The sequence below is a fragment of the Streptomyces sp. NPDC088732 genome (genome assembly GCF_044751205.1).
Lineage (GTDB): Bacteria > Actinomycetota > Actinomycetes > Streptomycetales > Streptomycetaceae > Actinacidiphila.
Window position 1 is genome coordinate 151,745 of the sequence record NZ_JBIVLI010000019.1, and the last position, 18,303, is coordinate 170,047.

The window sequence follows — 18,303 nt, forward strand, 5'->3', positions numbered from 1 at the left end:
AAGGGCGTCGAGGGCTCAGCGGCCGGTCGCGAGGCGCTGGTACTGCTCGTCGAGCAGCCGCTTGAGCAGGTCGCGGCCGGGCAGCTTCTCCCCGGTCACGGTGATGCTGATGTGCACGTCGCCCTGGTGGGACAGCGCGGCCACGGCGTCGGTGCTCTCGGCGGAGCCGGAGGACAGCCGGTAGGCCTTGACGGGGTGGGTGCTGTCGATCGCCAGGGCCGGCGAGTCCAGATAGAAGTCGTCGTAGTAGCCGGAGGCGCCGGCCGCCGAGTCGAAGCGCAGCAGTTCGACGGAGATCTCGTAGGCGCCGTCGGCGGTCAGGTAGGTGCGCTGGGCGCCCTTCTTGAAGCCGTAGCGGCTCAGGCCCCGCTTGATGTCGGCGCTGACGCCGACCTCGTCGCGGCTGACGGCGGTGCCCGTCCCGTCGCCGTAGATCTCGGCGTCCTTGGGCGGGGTGAGCAGGAAGAAGCGCAGGTCCCCGCTGTGTGCGCCGTCGTGGACGGTACCGGTGACGGTGCTGGACGGGGAGGCGCTCTGCCCGGCGGTCCGGGTGGGGTCCGGCGACGGGGAGGACGGCGGGGCCGTTGTCGGTGCCGTTGACGGCGTTGCCGACGGCGCGGCCGTCACCGCGGAGTCCGAGGACGAGGACCCTATGGCGACCACGGCACCCGCCGTGAGCGTCGCCAGGACGACGAGTCCGATGACCACGGCGATCGTCGCACCGGTTCGTGCGTTCGTACGCGCTTCCACAAGCCCCCCCGGGCAGACACACAGCGCTCGCGCGATGTGCGCAGCGAGGCGCGTCACATTATGTCGATCTTCGGAAAGCGCTTCACACTTTTTTCGCTGTGAGACCGACCACCTTAGGGTGTGGGCCATGGCGAAGAAGCTGGTGATCAAGGTGACGGCGGGCGCCGACGCGCCCGAACGGTGCTCGCAGGCGTTCACGGTGGCGGCGGTGGCCGTGGCCAGCGGCGTGGAGGTCTCGCTGTGGCTGACCGGTGAGTCCGCGTGGTTCGCGCTGCCGGGGAAGGCCGCGGAGTTCGAGCTGCCGCACGCCGCGCCGCTGCCCGAGCTGATCGAGGGGATCATGGCCGGCGGCCGGATCACCCTGTGCACGCAGTGCGCGGCGCGACGGGACATCGGCGAGAAGGACGTGCTGGAGGGGGTGCGGATCGCCGGCTCGCAGGTCTTCGTCCAGGAGGTGATGACCGACGGCGTGCAGGCGCTCGTCTACTGATCCCGCTGATCCGGCTGATCCGGCGCCGTCAGCGCCTCAGCGCTGGTCGCGGTGGTCGTCGCGGCGGTCGAGCTCGCGCCACCACTCGTCGGACTTGGGGTCGCCGGTCTCGTCCCACCAGTGCTCGTCCGGGCCCCTGCGGTTGGCCACGATGGCCGCGACCGGCGGGATCAGCATGGCGACGACGCACATGCCGACGGCGACCGGCACCGACCACAGGCGCACCACGCTCCACGCCAGGACGAAAAGCAGGACGCACCCGCTCATCATGGCGAAGTACCAGCGGCGCCGACGCCTTGTGGACACCCTTCCAAAGTACTTCGCGAAGGGCCGCACCCCCACTCGGGTGGCGGTGCGGCCCTTCATCGGTTCGTGGCGCCGGTCAGACGGCGATGGCCACCTCGGTGAGGTTGCCCTGCTGCGCGACGACGGAGCGGTCCACGGTCGCGCCCGGCACGAGGGCGCGCAGCGTCCACGAGCCGGGGGCCGCGAAGAAGCGGAACTGCCCGGTCGCGGAGGTGGGGACCTCCGCGGTGAACTCGCCGCCGCCGTCCAGCAGCCGCACGTAGCCGGCGACGGGCTCGCCGTCGCGGGTCACGGAACCCTGGATGATCGTTTCCTTCGCCACGTCGACGCCGGCCAGATCGGGGCCGCCGGCCTTCGCTCCGCACATGGTGTCTTCCTTCGGGTCGGGGGTCGGGCGGGTCGTGGGTCGGGGGTTACTTGGCCGGGCCGAGCTCGATCGGCACACCGACGAGCGAGCCGTACTCGGTCCAGGAGCCGTCGTAGTTCTTGACGTTCGGCTGGTCGAGCAGCTCGTGCAGGACGAACCAGGTGAGCGAGGAGCGCTCACCGATGCGGCAGAGCGCGATGGTGTCCTTGGCGAGGTCGACGCCCTCGTCCTCGTAGAGGGCCGTGAGCTCCTCGTCGGACTTGAAGGTGCCGTCGTCGTTGGCGTTCTTCGACCACGGGATGTTGCGGGAGGTCGGGATGTGGCCCGGCTTCTGCGACTGCTCCTGCGGGAGGTGGGCCGGGGCGAGCAGCTTGCCGGAGAACTCGTCGGGCGAGCGGACGTCGACCAGGTTGAGGTTGCCGATCGCGGCGACGACCTCGTCGCGGAAGGCGCGGATCGAGCTGTCCTGGGCCTTGGCCCGGTACTCGGTGGCCGGGCGGGCCGGGACCTCGGAGCCGTCGACCAGGTCGCGGGAGTCCAGTTCCCACTTCTTGCGGCCGCCGTCGAGCAGCTTGACGCCCTCGTGGCCGTAGAGCTTGAAGTACCAGTAGGCGTACGCCGCGAACCAGTTGTTGTTGCCGCCGTAGAGGACGACGGTGTCGTCGTTGGCGATGCCCTTGGCCGACAGCAGCTCCTCGAAGCCGGCCTGGTCGACGAAGTCGCGGCGCACCGGGTCCTGGAGGTCCTTCTTCCAGTCGATGCGGACGGCGTTCTTGATGTGGTTCTTGTCGTAGGCCGACGTGTCCTCGTCGACCTCGACGATGACCACCTTCGGGTCGTCGATGTGGGCCTGGACCCAGTCGGCGTCCACCAGGACGTCACTGCGGCTCATTGCTGATCTCCTCCGGGGCAGTAGCGGATGTCTCGGCACACGGACGGGTGCGCAGGGGGCGGGCAGCGCCGGACGGGGCGCGTCGCGGCAATGCGCGGGGCGGGGAGGGTGGGGCGGCGGACGGCGCCGGACGACGGCGCGGAAGCCCCTACGGGATGCGACAGAGCATGGCGGCGACACGGCACAGGTCGACTGCCCGCCGCTTCGTGAGATCCGCCTGTCGCTTCATGTGCTCGATCGTAGGGAAGGGATCGGGCGGATGTCACCGCCGGTCCGCATCACGAGATGAGATTGTCCACATGCCGATACGGCAACGGGGTGCCCGGTCCCCCGGGCGGAGCCGGGGCCGGGCACCCCGCGCGACGGACTGCGGAGCGGACGCCGTCGTCTCAGTTGGCGAGAACGACCTTGGTGCCGGTCGCCTCGACGGTGATGCCCTCGGGCGTCGCGGTGACCGACTTCAGCTCGATGCCCTCCGGCAGCCCGCCCAGCGCGCGCGTGAAGTCGATCCGGTGCCGGATCAGGTCCCCCACCTCCGAGGGCAGGGAGTCCAGGCCGGGGATCTGACCGGCGGTCAGCTTGATGCTGTTCTTTCCGTTGACGACGCCGATCTCGCTCACCACGCTGCGCTGCACGTTGCCGATCGGCGTGGAGATGTCGACGCTGACCTTCACCCGGCCCTTGCCGTCGGAGGAGGTGCCGCCGTAGCTGACCTCGACCCCGCTCGGCGCGCCCTTGCTCAGGTTCTCGTAGCTGACGGTGGCGGAGCCGGTCGCGGTGTCGGCCACGGCGCTGGAGAAGCCGTTCGACATGCGCACGCCGTGCAGATCGGCCTGGAAGCGGTCGACCCGCAGCGTCTCGCCGCCGGTGCCGGCCGCCTCGATGCCGGTCGCCGTCACCACGACCTCGTCGAGCTTCTTGCCAAGCACCTGGGTCAGGAACGGGAAGCCCTTGATGTCGACGTCGGGCGTCGAGGTCAGGCCCTGGGTCTGCTGGGCGCGGTCGGCCGCCTCGGACTCCGCGAAATGCACCGCGATGCGGTCGGCCGCGACAAAGAGGGCGCCGAGTATCACGACGACGACGAGCAGAATCCGCAGTGCACGCATGAGGGGTCCCCCGCAGTGATGTGTACGTGTCCGTCAGTCCGGTCCGGCACCGGAAGGCGCCGGTGCCGCCGCACGACCCTAACGGGTCAGCCCAGCAGTGCCCTGGCCAGCACGTAGACAGCGGGGGCGGCCGCGGTGAGCGGCAGCGCGACACCCGCCGTGAAGTGCACGAACCGGGACGGGAAGTCGTAGCTGGCCACCCGCAGGCCGATCAGCGCGCACACCCCGGCGGCCAGCGCGATCAGCGCGCCGTCCGGCGTCTCCAGGCGGGCCAGGGCGATCCCGCTGCCCGTGGCGGCGGCGAGGGCGACCAGCACCGACACCGCACCCGGCAGCGGCAGGGCACGCGCCAGGGTCGCCACGCCCACCGCGACGACAGCGGTCACGACCGCGTCCTCGCCCGACGGGACGGCCGTGGCCGCCAGGAAGCCGGTGGCCAGCACGGTGATCAGCGTCGAGGCGGCGGTGGCGGTGAGCGAGGACAGCCGCTCCTCGGGCGTCCCGTGGTGGCGCAGGTGCATGACGAGCACGAACAGCAGCCACACGCCGAGCGTGCCGATGATCACGGCCGGCGCGTTGTCGGCGCCGTCCAGCAGCACCGCGACCTCGGCCGTGACGCCCGCCAGGAACGCCAGCGCGATGCCCTGCCGGGCGGGCCACATGCCGTTCAGGCGGAACCAGCCGGCCGCGGTCACCGCCTGGAGCAGCACGGCCGCGGCGGCCAGCGCGGGGCGGCCGAGCAGGGCGCCGCCCGCCAGCAGCATCGCGAAGGCCGCGGTCAGGGCGGCGGGCTGCATGCCGGGCGCGATGATCGGGGACCCGGTGCGGTCCACGGGCGTACGGCCGGCCTGACGGCGCCGGGCGGCCCGGCCGCCGGGGGCGGGGGCCGCGGTGCCCTCGTCGCCGACGGGCGGGAGGACGGCCGTGCTGTCGTGGGCGGTGTGCGCCGGCATGGGGCCTGGGCCCGGGGCGTACCAGTCGTGGTTGTCGGTCACGCGCTCATCCTCCCGCGAACGGCGGGAGCACCTCGACCGTGCCGCCGTCGGCCAGCTCGATACCGGAATGATCCCGGGTGCCGACGGGGTTCCCGTCGACGAGGAACGAACAGTTGGACAACACCCGGGCGAACTCCGGGCGCGCCGCGTGGCGCTCGCGCGCGGCGGTCAGCGCCTCGGCGAGCGTGCCCTCGGCGTACGGCTCCTCGGCGGCGCCGGCGGCGGCCTTGGCCGCGGCCCAGTACCGGATCGTGCCGTGTGCCGCCATGGCGGCTCCTTCCCCTTGCCCTCGCGGGTCCTGCCGCCGTCCATGATGACGCAGCGCCGCGCGGCGCCGGCGCCGCGGGTCGCCCGCTACCGCACGCGGGCCGCCGCCCAGGCCGCGATGCGGCGCAGGAGTTCCTCCGAGGCGGCGTTCTCGGCGTGGCCGAAGCCGGGTTCGATCCACAGTTCGGCCGCGTCGCCGGCCGCCTCCGCGAGGGAGAGGGGGTGGTCGAGCGGGAAGTAGCCGTCGCGGTCGCCGTGGACGAGCAGCAGCGGGGTGGGCCGGATGAAGGGGACGGCCTCGACCGGGGGGACGGGGACGGGGTTCCAGTCCCGGTCGTGGATGCGTGTGCCGAGCAGACCGCGGGAGAGCAGGCGCCCGGCGGGCCGGGTGATGGCCCAGTGCACCCGTCGCATGGGCGCCGTGCCGCGGTAGTACCAGCGCGCGGGCGAGCTCACGGAGACAACGGCGTCAACGTGCGCCGTTGTGCGCCCTGCGTGCCGCAGCACCACGGAACCACCCATGGAGAAGCCGACGGACACCACGCGCCGGTGCCCCGCGCGCCGCGCCCAGCGGACCGCCGCGTCGAGGTCGAGCACCTCGCGGTCGCCCACCGTCGAGCGCCCGCCGGAGCGCCCGTGGCCGCGGAAGGAGAAGGTGACGACCCCGCCGACGCCGTCCACCTGCCCGAAGATCTGCGCCGCGCGCCGCACCGCGGGCCGTTCCAGGGCGCCGGTGAAGCCGTGCGCGACGACGACCGCGAGGCCGTCCCCGGTCCCTCCGGGCGCGTACGCGGCGTCGATACGGACCCCGTCCTCGGTCAACAGCACCGCTCGCCGACCACCGCGAGCGAACGGCGGGACACACGAACGCTCAGCACGGGACTCACTCACCGACTCCATGTGGGCTATTCTCTTAGGTCAAGAGGATCCGGGCAGCGTCGCCCCCGGGTCCTTTCGTGCTTTCCGGGCCGTCCCGGAGGGCGCACGTCGGTGCACGCAGACGTCCTCGCCGGGACCGAGGAGGGTTCGCAATGGGGAAGCGGAACACGCATGACCGGACGATGAACGACGGGAGCGGCCGGTGAGCTCACTTCTTCTGCTGACCAACGCACTCCAGCCGAGCACCGAGGTGCTCCCTGCGCTCGGGCTGCTGCTGCACAGCGTCCGGGTCGCCCCCGCCGAGGGGCCGGCGCTGGTGGACACGCCCGGCGCCGACGTGATCCTGATCGACGGCCGGCGCGACCTGCCGCAGGTCCGCTCGCTGTGCCAGCTGCTGCGCTCCACCGGGCCGGGCTGCCCGCTGGTCCTGGTGGTCACCGAGGGCGGACTGGCCGCCGTCACCGCCGACTGGGGCATCGACGACGTGCTGCTGGACACCGCGGGCCCCGCCGAGGTCGAGGCCCGGCTGCGGCTGGCGATGGGCCGGCAGCAGATCACCGTCGACGACGGCCCGGCGGAGATCCGCAACGGCGACCTGTCGGTGGACGAGGCGACGTACAGCGCCAAGCTCAAGGGCAGGGTCCTCGACCTCACCTTCAAGGAGTTCGAGCTGCTGAAGTACCTGGCCCAGCACCCCGGCCGGGTCTTCACCCGGGCCCAGCTGCTGCAGGAGGTCTGGGGCTACGACTACTTCGGCGGCACACGCACGGTCGACGTCCACGTCCGGCGGCTGCGGGCCAAGCTCGGCCCCGAGCACGACTCGCTGATCGGCACGGTCCGCAACGTCGGCTACCGCTTCGTCACGCCCGAGAAGGGCGACCGGTCGCAGGACGGGGAGCCCGCGCAGGGGCAGGAACAGGCGTCCGCCGAGGCCGCCTCCCTGTCCGCCGGCAACCTCTGATCACACCCGGGTCACGGCTGTGAGCAGACAGTGGGAGGCGCGGGTGGACCCGCGTAGAGTTGCCCCGTGGCAAAGGTGACGCGGGACGATGTGGCCAGGCTTGCGGGGACGTCGACCGCGGTCGTCAGCTACGTCATCAACAACGGACCACGGCCGGTGGCACCGGCGACGCGGGAACGCGTGCAGGCGGCCATCAAGCAGCTCGGTTACCGCCCGGACCGGGTGGCCCAGGCGATGGCCAGCCGCCGGACCGACCTGATAGGGCTCATCGTGCCGGACGCGCGGCAGCCCTTCTTCGCGGAGATGGCGCACGCCGTGGAACGCGCGGCGGCCGAGCGCGGCAAGATGGTGCTGGTCGGCAACTCCGACTACCTCGACGAGCGCGAGGTCCACTACCTGCGGGCCTTCCTCGGCATGCGGGTGTCCGGGCTGATCCTCATCTCGCAGGGTCCGAGCGAGCACGCCGCCATCGAGATAGACGCCTGGGACGCGAAGGTCGTGCTGCTCCACCGCCGGCCGGAGGCGATCGACGACGTCGCGGTCGTCACGGACGACGTCGGCGGCGCGCAGCTGGCGACCCGGCACCTGCTGGAGCACGGGCACGAGTACGTCGCCTGCCTCGGCGGCACCGAGATCACCCCGAAGTCCGGCGACCCCGTCACCGACCACGTCGAGGGCTGGCGGCGCGCGATGCAGGAGGCCGGGCGGAGCGTCGAGGGCCGACTGTTCTCCGCCCCGTACAACCGCTACGACGCCTACAAGGTCGGCCTGGAGCTGCTGGCCCGGCCCGGCCGCCCGACGGCCATCATCTGCGCGACGGACGACCAGGCCATCGGGCTGCTGCGGGCCGCGCGCGAGCTGCGGATCGACGTGCCCGGAGAGCTGGCCGTGGCCGGGTTCGACGACGTCAAGGAGGCGGGTCTGACCGATCCGCCGCTGACCACGGTCGCCTCGGACCGCGAGGCGATGGCGCGCGCGGCGGTGGACCTGGTGCTGGACGACGGGCTGCGGGTCGCCGGTTCGCGGCGCGAGCGGCTGCGGCAGTTCCCGTCCCGACTGGTGGTGCGGCGCAGCTGCGGCTGCCACTAGGACGCGTTCACCGCGTTCCCGCAGGTCCGCGGGGGCGCGGCCCGGCCCGTCCGGGCGCACCGCGCTGACCTGCGCGTTCCTTTCTTATATCGGGCATACGGAACTCTGCCCCGGTTCTCAGGGCACGCTCAGGGAGCTCTCATCTTCAGGGCGCACAGTCGTTGTCATGAACGAGAACTCCTCGCCCGACAGTGGCGCAGACGAGCACCGGAACGGTCCCGCGGCCTTCCCCCCGCCCCCGCCCTACGAGCCGCAGGTGTCCGCGTTCGGGACGCACCCCTACGGTGCTCCCGCCCCGGCCGGGCCCGCGGCCCGGCGGCCCCGGCGGACGGTACCGCTGGTCGCCACCGTGGCGCTGGTCTCGGCGCTGGTCGGCGGCGGCACCGCGGCCCTGATCGGGAACGCGACCGCCTCGCAGACCGCGACCACCTCGACCCGTGTGATCGGCACGAGCGCGACGGGCACCAGCAGCGTCGCCTCCGTCGCCGCGGCCGTGAGCCCCAGCATCGTGGAGGTCAGCGCCACCTCGGGCTCCGGTGAGTCGACCGGCTCGGGTGTGATCGTCACCAGCGGCGGCGAGATCGTCACCAACAACCACGTCATCTCGGGCGCGGACGCCGTCAAGGTCACCTTCAGTTCCGGGAAGTCCGCCACCGCGAAGGTGGTCGGCACCGACAGCTCCAAGGACCTGGCCCTGCTCGAGGCCGAGGACGTCAGCGGTCTGACCCCGGCGACGCTGGGCGACTCCCGCCAGGTCGCGGTGGGCGACGAGGTCGTGGCCATCGGTTCCCCCGAGGGCCTGACCGGCACGGTCACCAGCGGCATCGTCTCCGCGCTGGACCGCGATGTCACGGTCGCCGCCGACGAGGGCCAGGGGCAGAGCCAGCGGCAGGGCCGCGGTTTCGGCAGCGGCAACGACAACGGCGACAGCCGGTGGCCGTTCGAGTTCGGCGGCGGCCGGTACAACGGCGACGTCGGCTCGTCCACCACCACGTACAAGGCGATCCAGACCGACGCCTCGCTGAACCCCGGCAACTCCGGTGGCGCCCTGATCAACATGAACGGCGAGATCATCGGCATCAACTCGGCGATGTACTCGTCCAGTTCGTCCTCCGCCGGCGACAGCACGGCCGGCAGCATCGGCCTCGGGTTCGCGATCCCCGTCAACACCGTCAAGGCCGACCTCGACACCCTGCGCAACGGCGGCAGCGACAGCTGACCGCTCCCTCCCGAAGGGACGGACCGTCATGAACGTCATCCTCAGCACCGCCCTGCACCCCGCCGGCATCCCCGCCGGTCCCGCGGACCTCGCGCTGATCCACTTCCCGGCCCCGGCGCCGCGGGAGCCCGAGATCGCCGCCAACCGCCGGTACGCCCGCCGGTACGCACGCCGCTCGCGTGCCGCGCACCGTCTGGCCCTCGTGCAAGGCTAGGAAAGGCACAAGAAGGCGGCAGCACCGCACGAGCACCCGCACCACAGGCACCGCACCCCGGACCCCGGTCCGGACCACTCCCTGCACGAGGTGGAAGACGCATGAGCCCCGGCGAGAACGGCGAGGCCCCGGCCCGCATCCTGATCGTGGACGACGAACCCGCGGTCCGTGAGGCGCTGAAGCGGAGCCTCGCCTTCGAGGGCTACGAGACCGCACTCGCCGAGGACGGCCTGGCGGCACTCGACCAGGTGGACCTCTGCCGGCCGGACGCCATCGTCCTGGACGTGCTGATGCCGCGGATGGACGGCCTCACCACCGCACGCCGCCTGCGGTCCACCGGCACCACCACCCCGATCCTCATGCTCACCGCCCGCGACACGGTCGGCGACCGCGTCACCGGCCTCGACGCCGGGGCCGACGACTACCTCGTCAAGCCCTTCGAGCTCGACGAACTCCTCGCCCGCCTGCGGGCGCTGCTGCGGCGGAGCTCGTACGCCTCCGGCCCGGCCGGCGGCAGCGGCGCCGAGGAGAGCGGGCTGACCTTCGGGGACCTGCGCATGGACACCGCCACCCGCGAGGTCACCCGGGCCGGGCAGCCGGTGGAGCTGACCCGCACCGAGTACACGCTGCTGGAGATGTTCCTCGCGCACCCGCGCCAGGTGCTCACCCGGGAGCAGATCCTCAAGGCCGTGTGGGGCTTCGACTTCGAGCCGAGCTCCAACTCCCTGGACGTGTACGTCATGTACCTGCGCCGCAAGACCGAGGCCGGCGGCCTCCCCCGGCTCGTCCACACCGTCCGGGGCGTGGGCTACGTACTGCGCAACGCGGAGGGCAAGGGCTGATGCGCCACGTGGTGCGCTTCCGCTCCCTGCCGCTGCGGTCGCGGCTGGCGATCCTGACGGCGGTGGCGGTCGCGGCGGCGGTCACCGCCAGCGCGCTGCTGTGCTGGTTCTTCGTCCGCGGGACCCTCATGAACTCGCTGGACAACTCGCTGCGCGACAACCGGATGCCCCCGCAGCGCGTCGTCGACCAGCTGCGCGCGGGACGGTGCACGACCGAGCCGCCCGCCTCCGCCGACCAGGCGCCCAACCCGTTCAACTCCACCGTCCAGGTCGTCTCGCGGACCGGCGCCAGCTGCGTGATCCAGGGCTCCCAGTCGCTGCACGTCACCGGCGCGGACACCGATGTGGCCAAGGGGACGCTGCGGGAGGCCCTGCACACGGTGACCGGCTCCGACGGCAACCAGTACCGCGCCGTGACGCTGCCACTGCTCAACACCGACGGGGCGTACACGGTGGCCCGGCCGCTGAGCGAGGTGAACGAGTCGCTCAACACCCTGGGTCTGGTGCTGCTGGCCGTCGGCGGCCTGGGGGTGATCGGCGCCAGTGTCGCCGGCCTCGCGGTCGCCCGTGCGGGACTGAAGCCGGTGGACCGGCTCACCCGCACCGTCGAGCACATCGCGCGCACCGAGGACCTGAGCGTCCGCATCCCCGTGCACGGCGACGACGAGATCGCGCGCCTGTCGGCCTCCTTCAACGCGATGACCGCGGCACTGTCCTCCTCCCAGGAGCTGCAGCAGCAGCTGATCGCCGACGCCGGCCACGAGCTGCGCACCCCGCTGACCTCGCTGCGCACCAACATCGAGCTGCTGGAACGCAGCGAGATGACCGGCAGGGCGCTGCCGCCGCAGGACCGGCGGGAGCTGCTGAGCTCGGTGAAGGCCCAGATGGGCGAGCTGGCGGCGCTCATCGGGGACCTCCAGGAGCTGTCCCGCCCGCAGGCCGTGCAGGGCGGCGGGCCGCTGCAGACGGTGGCGTTCCACGAGGAGGTGGAGGCCGCCTTGGAGCGGGCCCGGCTGCGCACCGGCCCGGACCTGAAGATCACGGCGGAACTGGCGCCGTGGTACGTACGGGCGGAGCCCGGCGCCCTGGAGCGGGCCGTGATCAACCTGCTCGACAACGCGGTGAAGTTCAGCCCGCCGGCCGGGACGGTCGAAGTGGCCCTGCACGGCGGTGAGCTGACCGTCCGCGACCACGGCCCCGGCGTGCCGCCCGAGGACCTGCCGCACGTCTTCGAGCGCTTCTGGCGCTCCACGTCCGCGCGCAGCCTCCCGGGCTCGGGACTCGGCCTGTCCATCGTGGCCCGCACCGTGGAGCAGTCGGACGGCACCGTTCGCCTCCGGTCCGCGAGCGGCGGCGGCACCACGGCGGTGGTCTACCTCCCGGGCGGGCCGATCCCTCCGGCGGACGACGGGACCTGACCGGTCCTCACCGGCACGTCCCGGCTAACCGGCCTGCCAGCGCTGGTCGGTGGCGGCGCTCACCGGTGTGAACGAGAGCGTGGCGCCCGGCGTGCCCCCGTCGGGGGCCGCGGCGACCCCGAGGTCGATCTGCGGGCGGATGCGGCCGAGGCTGTCGACGAGGAAGAACAGGTTCTCGGCGTGCCGGCCGTCGGCGGACGAGCAGCGCCAGACGCCGAGACCGCGGTCGGTGTCGCCGCGGGAGTCGAGGCAGTAGTCGCCGTCGCCGGCGTTGCGCAGCATGCCCTGGGACTCCACGCGCCACCGCTGGGTGGCGGAATCGGGGTCGCAGCCGGCGAGGATGACGTCCGAGCCGTTGGAGAAGTCCTCGTCGCGCACGTCCAGGCACAGGCCGGAGTCGGCGTTCACCACCTGGGCGAAGGTGCTGCCGGGCGGTTTCGGCGGGGGCGCCGAGGTGTGCGCCGCCGGGATGCGGTGGGTCGCGGCGCCGCTCGGTGTCCCCGGCGCCGAGGGCGCGGTGGCGGGCGGGCCGGTGACCGTTGCGGTGGTGGTCGCCGTGGCCGTGGCCGTCGCGGTCTGCGTCACGGTGACCGAGGCCGACGGGAACGCCGACGGCGGCACAAGGGCCCGGCCGCCCGCCTGGGTGTCGTCGCCCGCGGCGTACACCAGGCCGGTGACGGCCGCGACGGCGGCGCCGGCCAGCAGGAGCGTGATGAGCGCCGCCGGGTAGTGGGCGCGGAGCAGTTCGAGCCGGGCGGGCCGCGGCGACCGGGCGAAGCGCGTCAGCCGGGTCAGCGGGCCCGGCCGCGGCTTGCGGCGGGAGGCCCGTCCCGGCCGCACGAGGCGGACCAGCACGGTGAGGGGGCCCGGGCGCGGCTTGCGGCGGGAGAGCGGCGCGGGCGCGGCCGGCGGGGCGGAGGGCGGCGCGGGCGCGGCGAGCGCAGCGAGGTAGGCGGGTCCCGCCCAGGCGACCAGGGCCGTGCCGAGCAGCGGCCGCGGTTCGCGCTCCAGCACGATGAGGAACTCCAGGGCCTTGGCGCAGTCGGCGCACCCGGCGAGGTGCCGCTCCAGGTCCTCGTTCTGCCGCGCGTCGTCGCGGCGGGCGGCGGCGTCCAGGATGCGGCCGTAGCCGCGGCACGCGGGGTCCTCGGCGCGCTCCAGGTAGGTGCGCAGGTAGGACTCGCGGTAGGCGTCCAGCGCCCGGACCCCGAGGTCGGCCAGTTCGGAGCGGCGCTCCCCGGTCCACAGCGCCGCGTCGGCCTCCGGCGTCCGCTCGACGACGGTGTGCCAGAGGATGCCCTGCGTGCTCTGCCGCAGCGCGGCGAAGGCGCCGAACAGCGCGGAGCCCTCGGCCAGCCGGTGCCGCGGGTGGACGGGGACGCCGGGCAGGCCGGGCGGGGCGGCCGTCTTGCTGTCGCGGGTGCGGATCACGTCGATGAAGGCCGCGTAGTCCCGGTCCAGCCGGACCCGCCGGCTGCCCGCGGCCCAGACCGCGCCCGCCTGGTGGACGAGCATGAGCAGCCGGTGCCGCCACGCGCCGCGCGGGTCGACCCCGCGGTGCACCTCCTGCCAGGCCGACGCGAAGGCCTGGGCCGCCAGTTGGCCGGCCGACTCCTCGTCGCGTGCGCACAGCCTGGCGTAGTGCAGGACGGCGGGGAGGTGGCGGCGGCGCAGTTCCTCGGTCGCCGGGTAGGCGGTCGGCGCGCCGGCCCGCACGCGCTCGGTGAGCGCGGCGTCGGACAACTCGTCGTAGACGGGCGCCTTGTGCGGTTGGGACACGGATGACCACCCGGACGCATTGATGGGCCTGGAGTGACGGGGGTGCCCATGGTGCGCCACAAGTTACTGCCGAGGAAAGTGTTTCCGGTGGTAACCACCCGCCGCGGGAGGGGTGGACAGAAAATCCCGTACCCACCGCCGGGGCGTCACCCTGTGCTCGGCGTCCCGTGCGCCAGCCGCGCGGCGCAGGCGGCGGTGACGGCCGGCGCCACCTCCGCCATCGCCTCCGTCCAGCCCACGTTGGCGTTCACCTCGCACAGCACGAAGTCCCCGTCCGGCAGGAAGAGCAGGTCGACCCCGGCGACGGCGAGCCCGAGCACCTCGGCGGCGCGCACGGCCAGCGCCTCGGCCCGGGGATGGCGGCCGAGGACTTGCGTCGCGGTGCCGCCCCGGGCGAGGTTGGACGTGAGACCGGTGCCGTCGCCGGTACGGGTCTGGGCGGCCACGGCCCGCCCGTCGACGACCACCACGCGCAGGTCGCGGCCGTGCGAGTGGGCGACGTACTCCTGGAAGAGGTACGGCGTCTCGTGGCGCAGGCTGCCCTGGACGTCCCGCAGCATCGCGGTGTCCGGGGCAAGGAAGACCCGCCGTCCGCGGTGCCCGCGCACCGCCTTGACCACGCACGGTTCCGGCACCATGCCCGGGGCGTCGAGCACCGCGTCCAGCGGGGCGTCGGCGTAGCTGAGCGTGTCCGGCACCGGCAGCCCGGCGAGGGCGAGTTGCTGGAGCTGCCAGACCTTGTTGACGCAGGCCATGACGGCATCGATGGGGTTGACCAGGACCGCGCCCAGGGCCTCCAGGTGGCGCAGCAGCGTGATCTCGCGGTCGGCGCCCAGGCCCGGGGACATCATGCGGGCCAGGACGACCCGGGGGGCCGCGACGGGCGTGCCGTCGAGGGCGTGCAGCGTCAGCCGGCCGGTACGGACGCCGAGCAGCAGGTCGGCGGTGCGGACGACGGCGCAGCGCGGGCCGAACTCCTCGGCGAGGGCGGCCCGCAGCCGCGCGGCCACCGGGCTCTCCTCGACGCCGTGCCCGAGCAGCAGCCACACGTCGGCGCGGGGTGCTCCGCCCACCGTCACAGCGTCCCCGTCAGTTGATGACATGCGGCACGAAGCGGGCGTACTCGTCCGTGACCGGGCCCGCCGACTCGCGGATGCCGAGCCCGGCGGGCTCGCCGTCCACGACCCAGGCGCCCAGCACGACATGGTTGCCGTCGAAGACGGGCAGCGGGGCCAGTTCCTGGTAGCAGCAGGGCTCGTCGTCCCGTACGGCCGCGGGCTCCCCGGCGCCGTGCACGGTGACGCCGGCGCCCTCGCGGCCCAGCAGCGGCTTGGCGACCCAGCCGGTCGTGGCGGCCATGTCGCGCGGGCCGTCGAGGTGCGCGGCGAGCAGGTTGGGGTGGCCGGGGTAGAGCTCCCACAACACGGCCAGCAGCGCCTTGTTGGACAGCAGCATCTTCCAGGCGGGCTCGATCCAGCAGGTGCTGCCGGTGCCGCCGCCGTTGTCGAGGGTGTCCAGGACATGGCCGCCGAACGGGTCGTCGGCCAGCCACTCCCAGGGGTAGAGCTTGAAGCAGCTGCGGATGAACGCGAGCCGGTCGTCGACGAAGCGCCGCGACAGCCCGTCCCAGCCGATCGCCTCCACCGACAGGGCGCGGGTCTCCAGCCCCGCCTGCTCGGCGGTCTCGCGCAGGTAGGCCACCGTCATCAGGTCCTCGCCCAGCTCGTCGCCCTCGGAGTGCGCGAAGTGCACGGGCCCGGGCGGCAGCAGCGGGGCCTGCCGCTTCCACGCGGCGACCAGCCGTTCGTGCAGGGAGTTCCACTGGTCGGCGCCGGGGAACAGGTCCTCCATCCAGAACCACTGCGCGCTGGCCGCCTCCACCAGCGAGGTGGGGGTGTCGGCGTTGTACTCCAGCAGCTTGGCCGGGCCTCCGGCGCCGTCGTGGCGCAGGTCGAAGCGCCCGTAGAGGCTGGGCAGTTCGCTCCTGCGGTGCCAGGACTCGGCGATCCGGGCGGCCAGCCGGGGGTCGTGGATGCCGAGGTCGGCGAAGCGGTCCCGCTCGACGATGTGCGCGGCGGCGGCCAGGCACATGGCGTGCAGTTCCGCGACGGCCGCCTCCAGTTCCTCGACCTCGGGCAGCGAGAACTCGTAGTAGGCGCTCTCGTCCCAGTAGGGCCGGAGCGTCCCGTCCGGGTGCCGGGTCAGCGGGTAGACGACGCCCTGGTCCTCCACGATCCGCTGCCAGCCGGGCCGGGGTTCGGCGGTGCGGCGGCGCATCAGCCGCCGCCGGAGCCGTGGCCGGAGCCGTGGCCGCCGAAGCCGCCGGTCTTCACGGACGACTCGTCGAAGCTGCCGCCCCGCGCCTTGCCGCCGCGGACGCTGCCGCCGTAGTAGTAGTGCCCGCTGCCGCCCTCCTGGCACTGCGACGCCGGCAGGGTCTTGTACGTGTTCGGGTCCACGCAGCGCTTGTCGGGCTCCGAGCCGCAGGCGGCCAGTGCCGCGGCGAGCACGCCCATGCCGCCGAGGATCACCGTCCCCGACCTGAACCGCCGTCGCTCCGTCGTCGTCATGCGCACAGGTTATGGAGATGTGCCGGTCCCCGGGCCACCGGGGTCGGCGTCGCGCGACGCGCCAGGGCCGGGATGCCGGTCCTCCGGCGCGGTCCGGGCCCGGCCCGGTGTCACCCGCAAGAAGGGGCGGCCGTCCGGTGGACGGCCGCCCCTTCGCGGGAACCGGCTGCGGTGCGGTGCCGGTTACTGGACGATCGTGATCCGGTTCGCCGCCGGGGCCGCCAGCGGCGCGGAGGCCGTGGAGTTGGCGGTCAGGTAGGCGTTCAGGGCCGCCAGGTCGTCGCCGCCGACGACCTGGTTCGTGCCGTTCGCCAGCTCGCCGAAGCCGTCACCGCCGCCCGCGAGGAAGTTGTTCATCGCGACGCGGTAGGTGGCCGCCGGGTCGATCGGGACGCCGCCCAGCTTGACCGAGCCGGCCACGACGCGGTCGGCGCCGGTCTTGGTGAGGTCCAGCGTGTAGGTGAGGCCGGCGGAGATCTGCAGGATCTTCGGCGCGGCGGCGTTGGTGCCGCTCACCTGCTGCTGCAGCACGGTGATCAGCTGGGCGCCGGTGAGGTCCTTCAGGTTGACCGTGTTGCTGAACGGCTGGACGGCGAAGCCCTCGGCGTAGGTGACCACGCCGTCGCCCTCGGAGCCGGAGGCCTTGTGGACCAGGTCGGTGCGGATGCCGCCGGGGTTCATCAGGGCCAGGTCGGTGCCGGGGTCCAGGGTCCTGCCGTAGGCCAGCTGCGCGTCGGCGATGAGGTCGCCGAGCGGCGACTCGCTGCCGTTGCGGGTGATGTCCTGGGAGATCCAGCCGACGGTCCGGTTGGCGACCGGGGCGGCCAGCGTCTGCCAGTGGCTGACGAGCTGGGTCAGGTCCGCGGCCTTGTTCTGGGTGCGGTTCACGACGTGGTTGGAACCGACGACGGAGGCGCGGACGATGTCGTCCGTGCGCTTGTCGAACTTCATGTTCAGCTCGGTGTAGAGCCGGCCGAAGGAGGCGGCGCTGGTGACCAGGCGGTCGTTGCCCTTGGGGTCGGGGATGGTGCACACGTACGCGTTGTGGGTGTGCCCCGTGATCAGCGCGTCGACGTCGGCCGAGGTGTTCCTGGCGATGTCGACGATCGGCCCGGACAGGCCCTTGCCGTCACCGCCCGCGTCGCAGTCGTAGTTGTAGGAGCCGGAGGACGGGAAGCCGCCCTCGTGCACCAGGGCGACGATCGCGTTGACGCCCTTGGACTTGAGCTCCTTGGAGTACTTGTTGATCGTCTCGACCTCGTCGAGGAACTTCAGGCCCTTGACGCCCTCGGCGGTGACGATGTCCGGCGTGCTCTCCAGGGTGACGCCGATGAAGCCGACCTTGATGCCCTTGATGTGCTCGATGGTGTACGGCGCGAGCAGCGGCTTGCCGGTCTTCTCGTTGACGACGTTCGCCGACAGGATCGGGTAGTCGGCGCCCTTGAACTTGCGGCCCTTCTCGTAGCAGCCGTCCTTCGGGTGGCAGCCGCCCTTCTGCAGGCGGAGCAGCTCGTCCTTGCCCTCGTCGAACTCGTGGTTGCCCACGCCCGTGACGTCCAGGCCCAGCTTGTTCATGGCCTCGACGGTCGGCTCGTCGTGGAACAGGCCCGACAGCAGCGGGCTGGCGCCGACGATGTCACCGGCCGCGACGGTCACGGTGCGCTTGTGGCCCACTCGGGCGCTGCGCAGGCTGGAGGCCAGGTACTCCACGCCTCCGGCGTCGATGGTCTTGGTGGTGCCGTCCGCCTGGAGTTCGGTGACCCGGCCGGAGGAGCCGGCCGGGGGCTCCAGGTTGCCGTGGAAGTCGTTGATGGCCAGCATCTGGAGGTCCACGGTGCGGTCGCGCTCCGCACTGTGCCGGGATTCGTGGGCCTGGGCCGACGGCATCGCGATGGCGAGCGCGCCGATCGCCGCCAGGCCCGTGGCCGCGGCTGCTGCCTTGCGGGCGGCGAAGCGCCGGGGATGGTTCGCAGACATGGGTGAGTCCCCTTAGACGTAAGCGAAAGGTAAAGAGAGGGGGGAACCTGCCGCAGCCTAGGGTCAACGCGCGTAGTTGTCAGTGGCTTTGCGGTTACGAGGAGATTGCCACTGTCCGGGACATGCCGCGCGGCAGGCAACGTCGTCTCACATGTCGAAAGCATCTGTCTCACCATTCAGTC

21 protein-coding genes are annotated in these 18,303 nt (G+C 72.8%); 7 read left to right on the top strand and 14 right to left on the bottom strand.

Going from position 1 to position 18,303, the window contains the following annotated elements; all coding sequences use genetic code 11:
* Window positions 1-15: 15 nt before the first annotated feature.
* A complete protein-coding gene (locus tag ACIP9H_RS29790; RefSeq protein WP_401961800.1) occupies window positions 16-750 on the bottom strand; it encodes a hypothetical protein in 735 nt (244 codons plus the stop codon).
* A 127-nt stretch (window positions 751-877) separates the two neighbouring features.
* Between ACIP9H_RS29790 and ACIP9H_RS29795 the strand changes: the two genes are divergently transcribed.
* The gene (locus ACIP9H_RS29795; protein ID WP_401596562.1) at window positions 878-1,240 is read left to right on the top strand and encodes a DsrE family protein; all 363 of its coding nucleotides are present in this window, start codon (window positions 878-880) and stop codon (window positions 1,238-1,240) included.
* A gap of 36 nt (window positions 1,241-1,276) precedes the next feature.
* Here the strand turns inward: ACIP9H_RS29795 and ACIP9H_RS29800 are convergent, their stop codons facing one another.
* The 8 genes from ACIP9H_RS29800 to ACIP9H_RS29835 all read right to left on the bottom strand — a co-directional run bounded on the left by ACIP9H_RS29800 (window position 1,277) and on the right by ACIP9H_RS29835 (window position 6,073).
* A complete protein-coding gene (locus ACIP9H_RS29800; RefSeq protein WP_401596652.1) occupies window positions 1,277-1,510 on the bottom strand; it encodes a hypothetical protein in 234 nt (77 codons plus the stop codon).
* Window positions 1,511-1,622: 112 nt separating this feature from the next.
* Window positions 1,623-1,913 carry a DUF1416 domain-containing protein gene (locus tag ACIP9H_RS29805; protein ID WP_319663489.1) on the bottom strand — a complete coding sequence of 97 codons (291 nt, stop codon included), beginning with the start codon at window positions 1,911-1,913 and terminating at the stop codon, window positions 1,623-1,625.
* Between the two features lie 46 nt (window positions 1,914-1,959).
* On the bottom strand, window positions 1,960-2,805 hold the full coding sequence (locus ACIP9H_RS29810) for a sulfurtransferase (protein WP_360910041.1): 846 nt from the start codon (window positions 2,803-2,805) through the stop codon (window positions 1,960-1,962).
* A gap of 148 nt (window positions 2,806-2,953) precedes the next feature.
* Window positions 2,954-3,034, bottom strand: coding sequence for a putative leader peptide (locus ACIP9H_RS29815; protein WP_360910367.1), 81 nt, complete (start codon window positions 3,032-3,034; stop codon window positions 2,954-2,956).
* 160 nt (window positions 3,035-3,194) lie between these two features.
* Window positions 3,195-3,911: a DUF2993 domain-containing protein gene (locus ACIP9H_RS29820; RefSeq protein ID WP_401961804.1), complete on the bottom strand. Its 717-nt coding sequence runs from the start codon at window positions 3,909-3,911 to the stop codon at window positions 3,195-3,197.
* A gap of 86 nt (window positions 3,912-3,997) precedes the next feature.
* Window positions 3,998-4,906, bottom strand: coding sequence for a hypothetical protein (locus tag ACIP9H_RS29825; protein WP_401961806.1), 909 nt, complete (start codon window positions 4,904-4,906; stop codon window positions 3,998-4,000).
* Window positions 4,907-4,910: 4 nt separating this feature from the next.
* Window positions 4,911-5,174 carry a MoaD/ThiS family protein gene (locus ACIP9H_RS29830; protein ID WP_360910035.1) on the bottom strand — a complete coding sequence of 88 codons (264 nt, stop codon included), beginning with the start codon at window positions 5,172-5,174 and terminating at the stop codon, window positions 4,911-4,913.
* Between the two features lie 86 nt (window positions 5,175-5,260).
* On the bottom strand, window positions 5,261-6,073 hold the full coding sequence (locus ACIP9H_RS29835; protein WP_401961809.1) for an alpha/beta hydrolase: 813 nt from the start codon (window positions 6,071-6,073) through the stop codon (window positions 5,261-5,263).
* Between the two features lie 181 nt (window positions 6,074-6,254).
* Here ACIP9H_RS29835 and ACIP9H_RS29840 point away from each other — a divergent pair, with 181 nt between their 5' ends.
* The 6 genes from ACIP9H_RS29840 to ACIP9H_RS29865 all read left to right on the top strand — a co-directional run bounded on the left by ACIP9H_RS29840 (window position 6,255) and on the right by ACIP9H_RS29865 (window position 11,795).
* Window positions 6,255-7,013 carry a response regulator transcription factor gene (locus ACIP9H_RS29840; protein WP_401596574.1) on the top strand — a complete coding sequence of 253 codons (759 nt, stop codon included), beginning with the start codon at window positions 6,255-6,257 and terminating at the stop codon, window positions 7,011-7,013.
* Between the two features lie 66 nt (window positions 7,014-7,079).
* Window positions 7,080-8,102 carry a LacI family DNA-binding transcriptional regulator gene (locus ACIP9H_RS29845; RefSeq protein WP_360910029.1) on the top strand — a complete coding sequence of 341 codons (1,023 nt, stop codon included), beginning with the start codon at window positions 7,080-7,082 and terminating at the stop codon, window positions 8,100-8,102.
* Between the two features lie 166 nt (window positions 8,103-8,268).
* Window positions 8,269-9,321 (top strand): S1C family serine protease, encoded by a 1,053-nt coding sequence (locus ACIP9H_RS29850; protein WP_401961812.1) that lies wholly within the window; start codon window positions 8,269-8,271, stop codon window positions 9,319-9,321.
* Window positions 9,322-9,349: 28 nt separating this feature from the next.
* Window positions 9,350-9,535, top strand: a complete 186-nt coding sequence (locus tag ACIP9H_RS29855; RefSeq protein ID WP_360910026.1) for a hypothetical protein — start codon at window positions 9,350-9,352, stop codon at window positions 9,533-9,535.
* 101 nt (window positions 9,536-9,636) lie between these two features.
* On the top strand, window positions 9,637-10,377 hold the full coding sequence (locus ACIP9H_RS29860) for a response regulator transcription factor (protein WP_401596581.1): 741 nt from the start codon (window positions 9,637-9,639) through the stop codon (window positions 10,375-10,377).
* On the top strand, window positions 10,377-11,795 hold the full coding sequence (locus ACIP9H_RS29865; protein WP_401596584.1) for a sensor histidine kinase: 1,419 nt from the start codon (window positions 10,377-10,379) through the stop codon (window positions 11,793-11,795). Before ACIP9H_RS29860 ends, ACIP9H_RS29865 begins: the two co-directional genes overlap by 1 nt.
* 24 nt (window positions 11,796-11,819) lie before the next feature.
* On the opposite strand, the gene ACIP9H_RS29870 is transcribed toward ACIP9H_RS29865, so the two are convergent.
* The 5 genes from ACIP9H_RS29870 to ACIP9H_RS29890 form a co-directional block, all read right to left on the bottom strand.
* Window positions 11,820-13,574 carry a ricin-type beta-trefoil lectin domain protein gene (locus ACIP9H_RS29870; RefSeq protein WP_401596587.1) on the bottom strand — a complete coding sequence of 585 codons (1,755 nt, stop codon included), beginning with the start codon at window positions 13,572-13,574 and terminating at the stop codon, window positions 11,820-11,822.
* A 146-nt stretch (window positions 13,575-13,720) separates the two neighbouring features.
* Window positions 13,721-14,647, bottom strand: a complete 927-nt coding sequence (locus ACIP9H_RS29875) for a RimK family alpha-L-glutamate ligase (RefSeq protein ID WP_401596589.1) — start codon at window positions 14,645-14,647, stop codon at window positions 13,721-13,723.
* Window positions 14,648-14,663: 16 nt separating this feature from the next.
* Complete coding sequence (locus ACIP9H_RS29880) at window positions 14,664-15,851, bottom strand: glutathionylspermidine synthase family protein (RefSeq protein ID WP_401596591.1); 1,188 nt, start codon at window positions 15,849-15,851, stop codon at window positions 14,664-14,666.
* Window positions 15,851-16,144 carry a hypothetical protein gene (locus ACIP9H_RS29885; RefSeq protein WP_401596594.1) on the bottom strand — a complete coding sequence of 98 codons (294 nt, stop codon included), beginning with the start codon at window positions 16,142-16,144 and terminating at the stop codon, window positions 15,851-15,853. Before ACIP9H_RS29885 ends, ACIP9H_RS29880 begins: the two co-directional genes overlap by 1 nt.
* Before the next feature lie 183 nt (window positions 16,145-16,327).
* Window positions 16,328-18,121, bottom strand: coding sequence for a bifunctional metallophosphatase/5'-nucleotidase (locus tag ACIP9H_RS29890; protein ID WP_401596596.1), 1,794 nt, complete (start codon window positions 18,119-18,121; stop codon window positions 16,328-16,330).
* Window positions 18,122-18,303: the final 182 nt, after the last annotated feature.